1 protein-coding gene is annotated in these 2,745 nt (G+C 77.0%); it reads left to right on the forward strand.

Annotated elements, in window-relative coordinates:
* Positions 1–2,745 (forward strand): SDR family NAD(P)-dependent oxidoreductase (locus tag ACWENR_RS30365; RefSeq protein WP_452280372.1); only part of this gene is annotated, 2,745 nt, incomplete at both ends.

The following is a 2,745-nucleotide window of genomic DNA, read 5'->3' on the forward strand; positions in this document are numbered from 1 at the left end:
CGCGGTCGGGCTGTCGGCGCAGGCGGGCCGGTGGGCGGCGTGGCTGGGCGGTGACGAGACGGTACGTCCGTTGGACGTGGCGTGGTCGTCGGTGGTGTCGCGGTCGGTGTTGGAGCATCAGGCGGTGCTGTCCGGCGCGACCCGGGCCGAGGTGCTGGCGGGTCTCGAGGCCCTGTCGGCGGGCGAGCCTTCGGCCGGCGTGGTCACGGGTCCGGGCGGGCAGCGGGGTCAGCTCGCGGTGGTCTTCTCGGGTCAGGGCGCGCAGCGCGCCGGGATGGGTCGGGAGTTGTCCGCGCAGTTCCCGGTGTTCGCGGCCGCGCTGGACGAGGTGTGCGGTCAGCTCGACCCGCTGCTGCCGCGTCCGTTGCGGGAGGTGTTGTTCGCCGAGGCGGGCACGCCGGAGTCGGCGTTGTTGGACCAGACGGTGTTCACGCAGGCCGGCCTGTTCGCGGTCGAGGTGGCGCTGTTCCGCCTGGTGGAGTCGTTCGGTGTGGTGCCGGACCTCGTGGGCGGGCATTCGATCGGTGAGGTGACGGCCGCGCACGTGGCGGGGGTGTTGTCGCTGGCCGACGCCGCCGCGCTGGTGGCGGCGCGGGGCCGGCTGATGCAGGCGCTGCCGGCCGGCGGGGGAATGCTGGCGGTGGCGGCTTCGGAAGAGGCCGTGGTGGAGTCGATCGCCGCCCTGACCGATCGGGTCGGCATCGCGCCGGCCAACGGGCCGACGTCCGTGGAGTCGATCGCCGGGCTGACCGATCGGGTCGGCATCGCGGCGGTCAACGGGCCGACCGCAGTGGTGGTCTCCGGTGCCGTCGAGGCGTTGGACGAGGTGGAGCGGGTCTGGCGCGAGCGGGGCGTCCGCACCCACCGCCTCACGGTCAGTCACGCGTTCCACAGCCCGCTGATGGAGCCGATGCTCGACGAGTTCCGGGCGGTCCTGGCCGGGCTGACGTTCGCGGCGCCGCTGCTGCCGGTCGTGTCGAACGTGACCGGTGCGCTCGCCGACGCCGAGGAGATCCGGACCCCGGAGTACTGGGTGCGGCACGTCCGGGAGGCGGTGCGCTTCGCCGACGGGGTCACCGCCCTGAAGGCCGCCGGCGTGGACACGTTCCTGGAGGTCGGCCCGCAGAGCGTCCTGACCGCGATGGCCGCCGACGTCCTGCCCGACGACGCCGCGCTGGCCGTCGCCGCCCAGCGCAGGGACCGGCCCGAGGCGCACGCGCTGCTGCACGCCCTCGCCGAGCTGCACGCGCACGGCGTGCCCGTGTCCTGGCGGCAGTGGTTCGCCGACACCGGCGCGCGGCGCGTCGACCTGCCCACGTACGCCTTCCAGCGCGAGCGCTACTGGCCCGAGCCGGCGAGCCGGCCGCGACAGTCGGCGACCCACGGCGACGACGCCGACTTCTGGGCCGCCGTCGAGCGGGGCGACCTGACCGCCCTCGCCGCGCAGTTCGGCGAGGACGGCGCCGCCCTGGACGCCCTCACCCCGGCCCTGCCGGCCCTGTCGACCTGGCACCGGGCGCGCACGCGGCGGGCGGTCGCGGACGCCTGGTCGTACCGCGTGGGGTGGAAGCGGACCGACCTCGCCGCCGTACCGGGCAGGCCCGGCGCATGGCTGCTCGTCACGGCGGGAGACGACGTCACGGACGGCACGCGGACGGAGGCGGTCACCAAGGCCCTCGCCGCCGTCGGCGCCGACGTGGTCCGGCTGACCGTCGACGCGGCCGGCACCGACCGGGCGGACCTCGCCCGGCGGCTGGCCGCCGCACTGGCCGACGGGCCCGTCGCCGGCGTGCTCTCCCTGCTCGGCCTCCGCCAGCAGCCGCACCCCGCCCACCCGGCCGTACCGGTCGGGACGGCCGCCACGCTGCTGCTGCTCCAGGCGCTGCACGACACCGGGGCGACGACCCGGCTGTGGTGCCTGACCCAGGGCGGCGTCAGCACCGGCGACGACGACGTCCCGCGCGACGCCGCCCAGGGCGCGCTCTGGGGGTTGGGCCGGGTGGCGGCCCTGGAGCACTCCCAGCTGTGGGGTGGCCTGGTGGACCTGCCCGAGCAGGCCGACGCGACGGCGTGGGACCGGCTGGCCCGGGTGGTGACGGGCGGCGGCGACGAGGACCAGGTGGCCGTACGCTCCTCCGGGGTGTTCGTCCGGCGGCTGCTCCGGTCGGCGCCCGCCGCCGTCGGGGCGGCGGAGCGTTGGCAGCCGTCCGGCACGGTGCTGATCACCGGCGGCACCGGCGCGCTCGGCGCCCACGTGGCCCGCTGGGCGGCGGCCAACGGGGCGGAGCACGTCGTGCTGACCAGCCGCCGTGGCGAGCGCGCCCCGGGGGCCGTGGAGCTGCGCGAGGAACTCACCGCCCAGGGCGTCCGGGCGTCGGTCGTCGCCTGCGACGTGGCCGACCGCGACCAGGTGGCGGCGCTGCTGGCGAGCCTGGACGAGGACGCCGCGCCGCTGACCGCCGTGGTGCACGCGGCGGGCGCCGGCGACGTCGGCATGATCGCGGAGACGGATCTCGCGGCGTTCGCCGCCGTGCTCGACGGCAAGGTGGCCGGCGCACGGCACCTGGACGCCCTGCTCGGCGACCGGCCGTTGGACGCGTTCGTGCTGTTCGCCTCCATCGCCGGCGTGTGGGGCAGCGGCGGGCAGGCGGCGTACGCGGCGGGCAACGCCTTCCTCGACGCGCTCGCCGAGCAGCGCCGCGCGCGGGGCCTGGCGGCGACCTCCGTCGCCTGGGGACCGTGGGC

Source organism: Micromonospora sp. NPDC004336 (genome assembly GCF_053602615.1).